The following is a 5,158-nucleotide window of genomic DNA, read 5'->3' as shown; positions in this document are numbered from 1 at the left end:
GGAGCAGGTGCTCGATTCGCTCCCACTGATCATCGCGTAACTTCAACCGACTCATGGCCCACCAAAATCTATGAATACTAAATCAGTTTAAACGAAACTAATGATTGTTAACACACCCTAGGGGCAGCCCCTGAGTCACCATCGCTTCTATAGTGGGCGGAAACCCATGCAACGGCATGGCCTTCCTGCACCTCTCCTATAGTCCGGGTTAACCGGCATCGCCCAGAACGCCCGCACAGGCTCCCTGAGAGCTTGAACAGCCACAGATGCCCCGTAGGCCATGCCGAGCACGAACGCGGCTTAGAGAGGCGCACAGGGCTATCTGAAAGACAGGAGGGCTATCCCCTACCCCGGTGACTATCCCTCCTAGCTGGCCTGCTTGACTGCTTGACAGGCTCGCTTGACCGATGCCGGAGAGATACCGAAGTGCATAGCTGTAGACTTGATGCTGGCGCTGTTCTCCTGACGCCACAGGGCTACCTCGCTGTCATTGATGACCTTCTCCCTGCCGAGAGCCTTCCCCTCTGCCTTGGCTCTCTTGATGCCCTGCATCTGGCGTTCCTTGATGTTGGAACGCTCTAGCTCAGCCATCGCTGAAAGCATAGTGAGCATGGCCTTGCCCATCGGCGTACTCATGTCGAAGCCCTCACGGAGAGATAGGACAGCTACCCCCTTCGCCTTGAGGGCATCCACAGTCTCTAGAACGTCAATGGTATTCCGGCCCAATCGGTCGATGGCGTACACGATGACGGTATCGCCCTCTCGGACATAGCTCAGTAGCTCACTGAGCCCCTTCCTGTCCTTCGCCTTGATGGCCCCTGAGGTGGCTTCATCGGTGAACCAGCGATCCACCTTGTGGCGTTCCTCAATGCTGGCTCTCTGAGTGCCGGTTGACTGGTCTTCGGTGCTGACCCTGGTGTAAGCGATACAGGCCATGGCTTCCTTCCTTCTAGATGGCTCAATATATATGGCTCATAATTTAGGGCTTAGCTCACGGGATGTCAACAGCAATGAGCCACCCTAGGCACCAACCTTCCGCATGGCTCACAGGGTACACCTTACGAGCCATCATAGATAAAGGTACTAAGTCGACATAGCCAAGCATTTATTGTACAAACCATCCCGCCTTGACTGTCACGCATGCAAATAGGATCAGACAAATGTCATTAAGCAAAAACTCAATGAAGAATGCCTTAGATTCAATAGCTGGTGGAGCGTTCTTCGCGCTTCTTATCTTTCAACTGCCGTTGTCGATTTATGGCTTCATGTTTCTGTTTGATTGGGAATGGTGGAAGGCTGGCATCGCAGCGGTTGTAATGACTGGCATTCCATTAGTAAACATTTTTGGAACTATCGGAATGAGCCTTGTCGGTATCTACGGAATAGTAGTCACGCTGTTTGGCTAGGAAATTGTTAGTTCAAACCTAATCTTTAGGCCCGCTCTACCAGCAACCTTCTACGCACATACGTAGTAGCGGGCCTGCCCATCACCTATCTTGACCAACTCAAGCCAACCATTCGATTTCAGTGCGCTTTTTAGTAGGTCTCCAAATCTATGACGTTAGTAGATTGTGACCGCCGGCCGCGGCGACTTCCAGCGCCCGCCGGGCCTGCTGCTGGCCGCGCACGTCGGCGAGGTCAGCCAGGGGCTCAGTGGCGACGGGCGGCGCCGATAGCCGGTGCGGCGCAATACGCTCCTGGTCGAGCAGGTGGGCGACAACTTCCCATAGCGAGCCGGCGGGCAGCACGGTTAAGTCCTGTCCGGCAAGGGCCGCTTCATCGGCGCATTCACGGGGAATAATCAGCCGGTTCCCGGCGGCCCTGGTGGCAAGGGCAAGGGGCAAGACGCCGGGCACGGCGCGCAGCTTGCCGTCCAGCGCTAATTCGCCTGCGCACTCCATGCCTTCAAGGGACTCCGCCGGCAGCTGGCCGGAGGCGGCCAAAATCCCCAGCGCGATAGGGAGGTCAAAACGCCCGCCTTCCTTGGGCAAGTCCGCCGGGGCCAGGTTGAGGGTAATGCGCCGGGTGTTGGGAAAGTCAAAGCCGGCGTTGACCAGCGCGCTACGCACCCGTTCGCGGCTTTCCTTTACCGCCGCCTCGGGCAGGCCCACCAGCGTCAGCCCCGGCAGGCCGTTGGCCAGGTGGACCTCCACCTGAACCGGCGGCGCTTCAAGCCCCAACCCCGCCCGGGTGGCAACAATCGCAAGCGTCATGGCGTGCCCTCGCTGGTGGCAGGTGATGGCTAAACGATTTGTCCTACGCTCGCGCTTGCCGCGATGACGTAGGGTAGTGCGGGCCTACGCCTGGCGATCGCTGCCTGCTGCCGGGCCGTCGTCGGCCCGGGGAAAGGTGCCGGTTGTTTCCCGGTCTTCCGCGGCGCTTTCGCGCTTGGCGTCGGGGTCAACGGCGGCTTCCAGCGCGGCGACCTGGCTTTCCAGCGCTTCTACCCGGGCGCGGGTGCGTTGGAGCACGTCCATGAGGATGTCGAAATCCTCGCGGGACACCAGCTCCAGGCGATCGAAGGCGCCGCGTACCGCCTGCTGCACGCCTTTGTGGATATCTTCAGGCGCCTGGGAGGCATTCTGCAGGCGGTCGCCGATTTGTTGGGCAAGCTGGCTGATGCGGTCTTGAGCGGCCATGGCATTCTCCTTGATGTCCCAAAATAACAGTGTATCTCTCAGCAGGATACGCAACCCATCGCCAATACGCATGCAGAAAACCCCTGATGCTTGCCTTGGCGGCATTTTTTCTTCGTGTCCGGTTGCAGTGTATGCTTAAGCGTAATTTGCCGCCGGGGTAACCGTGCCTCGTGCGTTCTACCTATCCAGCGTTACGTTGAAGGATACTGCCATGAAACTGATTTCTGCGATTATCAAGCCGTTCAAGCTTGATGACGTGCGCGAGTCGCTCTCCGATATCGGCGTGCAAGGCATTACCGTCACCGAGGTCAAGGGCTTCGGGCGTCAGAAAGGCCATACCGAGCTGTATCGCGGCGCCGAATACGTAGTGGACTTTCTGCCCAAGGTGAAAATTGAGGTGGCCGTGGATGACGATCTTACCGAACAGGTCATCGAAGCCATTACCCAGGTGGCTAATACCGGCAAGATTGGCGACGGCAAGATTTTTGTCATGCCGCTGGAACAGGTGATCCGCATCCGTACCGGTGAGACCGGCAAGGATGCGGTGTGAGCGTCTCCGGTAAGGGGCAATGTTGACCTGCTTCGGGGCGCTTGCCATGGTAAAGAGGTAGTACCAGCAGGTTCCGGGTCGAGGCCCGCCGTTGAACAGGAGGAAGTGCAACGATGACAACCTATATCGTGGTAGCCGACGCCGCGCGTGCGCGCATTTTTACCCGCGATGCGCTGAAGCTCGCTGAACAGGAAAACCTGGTGAATGCCGAAGGGCGGCTGCACGAGGGCGATCTGGTTACCGACAGCCCCGGCGCCTCGGTGCACGAGTCGGCGTCAAGCACGGCGCGCTCGTCGGATGAAGGCTCGGCGCTGGATAATGCCAGGGAAGTGTTTGCCAAACAGGTGGCCGACCGTCTGTATACGGCACGTATCGACAACAGCATGGACAAGCTGATTATCGTTGCCCCGGCCAAGTTTTTGGGGCTGCTGCGCGAAAAGCTCGATGCTTCGACGCAAAAGCTTGTGATCCACACCCTGACCAAAAACTTCAGCAAGGCCGCCGTGGAAGAGATTCAAGAGGCCGTGAGCGAACTTCGTTAAACGCTCATGTATAGATAGGCTGTCCTCTTGCTCTTATTGACGGTCAGCTAACGCAAGCGCCGCGCGGGCATTCCGCGCGGCGCTTTTATTGTGCGCCAGGCATGGCGCGTAGCACCGATAGGTGCTGTTCCCGAGGGTGGTGCCTCGGGATGACTTGGGGGTGAAAGTCCCCTGCGGACCCTGATAGCGGGAACCGCTAGCCGAACAGCAAGGGTGTCCGCCGCGAGGCGGAATCTGAAGGAAGCTGAAGGCAAACTCCCGGCCGACGAACAGGAGTCGTATATGAGGCAGCCACATCTGGGCGAGAGGGCAATGAGACTCGAAGCCCAATAGCTATCGGGCTGGGCCAGCTACTTCAGTCTCGTCGACGTGAAGCGCCCCTTGGAAGCGCTGGATAGCTGGATACGTCGCCGACTGCGTTGCGTGATCTGGCGGCAATGGAAACGTCCGAAAACTCGGCGCCGCAAGCTTCTGGCGCTGGGTCTGGGTAGCCAACGTGCCTGGAAGTCAGCGGGGAATGGACGAGGTCCCTGGTCGGTAGTTGTCAAGGAATATGCCGCCGGATGTCATTTTCAGAAGGCGACCGCACGGAGTGTCAGGAGTGATTGCACTTCGGTCTGGGGAATCGGGCTGGCTAGCCTTCAAGGCGGCGTAGAGGGCCGTCTTGCTAACCTTGAACCATGCGGCGGACTCGCGGACGTTCAGCCCATTGGCCAGGTGCTCCCTTGCCCGCTTCAGCTTGTCGTCGGTGACGACAGGCTCGCGCCCTCTTTTGCGCCCACGAGCGGCGGCAGCAGCCAGCCCCACTTTGGTGCGACCACGGATCAGGTCGCGCTCGAACTGCCCCAAGGCACCGAACACATGGAAGATAGGCCGCCCACCGGGCGTGGTGATATCGATGGTTTCGGTCAGCGACCGGAACCTAACACCACGCGCCTCCAAGGTGCTAACCACCTCGACCAGATGCGGCAGCGAACGTCCCAGCCGGTCCAGTCGCCACACGACCAGTACATCCCCATCGCGAAGGAACGCCAGGGCTGCCATCAGCCCCGGTCGTTCCGCCTTGGCCCCGGAAGCAGTGTCATCGAAGATTCGCTCGCACCCCGCCTTGCGAAGCGCATCGGTCTGCAACGCGGTTCCTGCTCCGCCATCGAGACCCGCGCATAGCCAATCACGAGGCTGGAGCAGGGAAGATCCCGTTTTTTTTGCATAGCAAGGTTGAAGCGATTTCCTTACGGAAAACCAGCCCCCAGAAGGCCTTGGAGGCTGGTGTCAAAGCTTGACAGACATCGGTGATGAACTAGGGGGGCGTTAACAATTAGGCCAGCCATATGGCGGCTGACACGAGGCAGAGGAGTGACTGGTAGTTTCTTGCCAGTCGCTCATAGCGTGTAGATAACCGCCGGAACTTCTTGATTTTCTGAAAG

General features: G+C 58.7%; 6 protein-coding genes and 2 pseudogenes. 4 read left to right on the top strand and 4 right to left on the bottom strand.

The window, feature by feature from the left end; genetic code table 11:
- Positions 1–366: 366 nt before the first annotated feature.
- Positions 367–936, bottom strand: a complete 570-nt coding sequence (locus RS027_RS13340) for a recombinase family protein (RefSeq protein ID WP_311957719.1) — start codon at positions 934–936, stop codon at positions 367–369.
- Between the two features lie 224 nt (positions 937–1,160).
- Here RS027_RS13340 and RS027_RS13335 point away from each other — a divergent pair, with 224 nt between their 5' ends.
- Positions 1,161–1,406, top strand: a complete 246-nt coding sequence (locus RS027_RS13335) for a hypothetical protein (RefSeq protein WP_311957712.1) — start codon at positions 1,161–1,163, stop codon at positions 1,404–1,406.
- A 156-nt stretch (positions 1,407–1,562) separates the two neighbouring features.
- Here RS027_RS13335 and RS027_RS13330 read toward each other — a convergent pair.
- A pseudogene (locus RS027_RS13330) lies at positions 1,563–2,213 on the bottom strand (magnesium chelatase domain-containing protein); the annotation flags it as partial.
- A gap of 84 nt (positions 2,214–2,297) precedes the next feature.
- Positions 2,298–2,639 (bottom strand): accessory factor UbiK family protein, encoded by a 342-nt coding sequence (locus RS027_RS13325; protein ID WP_311957711.1) that lies wholly within the window; start codon positions 2,637–2,639, stop codon positions 2,298–2,300.
- A gap of 211 nt (positions 2,640–2,850) precedes the next feature.
- On the opposite strand from RS027_RS13325, the gene glnK reads away from it, so the two are divergent.
- The 3 genes and pseudogenes from glnK to RS027_RS13310 form a co-directional block, all read left to right on the top strand.
- On the top strand, positions 2,851–3,189 hold the full coding sequence (gene glnK, locus RS027_RS13320; RefSeq protein WP_311957709.1) for a P-II family nitrogen regulator: 339 nt from the start codon (positions 2,851–2,853) through the stop codon (positions 3,187–3,189).
- Positions 3,190–3,302: 113 nt separating this feature from the next.
- A complete protein-coding gene (locus RS027_RS13315) occupies positions 3,303–3,731 on the top strand; it encodes a host attachment protein (protein ID WP_311957705.1) in 429 nt (142 codons plus the stop codon).
- A 345-nt stretch (positions 3,732–4,076) separates the two neighbouring features.
- A pseudogene (locus RS027_RS13310) lies at positions 4,077–4,184 on the top strand (group II intron maturase-specific domain-containing protein); the annotation flags it as partial.
- A gap of 54 nt (positions 4,185–4,238) precedes the next feature.
- Here the strand turns inward: RS027_RS13310 and RS027_RS13305 are convergent.
- Positions 4,239–4,862 (bottom strand): recombinase family protein, encoded by a 624-nt coding sequence (locus RS027_RS13305; protein WP_446497140.1) that lies wholly within the window; start codon positions 4,860–4,862, stop codon positions 4,239–4,241.
- Between the last annotated feature and the right edge of the window lie 296 nt (positions 4,863–5,158).

Source organism: Halomonas garicola (assembly GCF_031935715.1).
GTDB classification, from domain to species: Bacteria; Pseudomonadota; Gammaproteobacteria; order Pseudomonadales; family Halomonadaceae; genus Vreelandella; species Vreelandella garicola.
The sequence above is the reverse complement of the archived record's forward strand: the minus strand, read 5'-3'. Positions and strand labels throughout refer to the sequence as shown.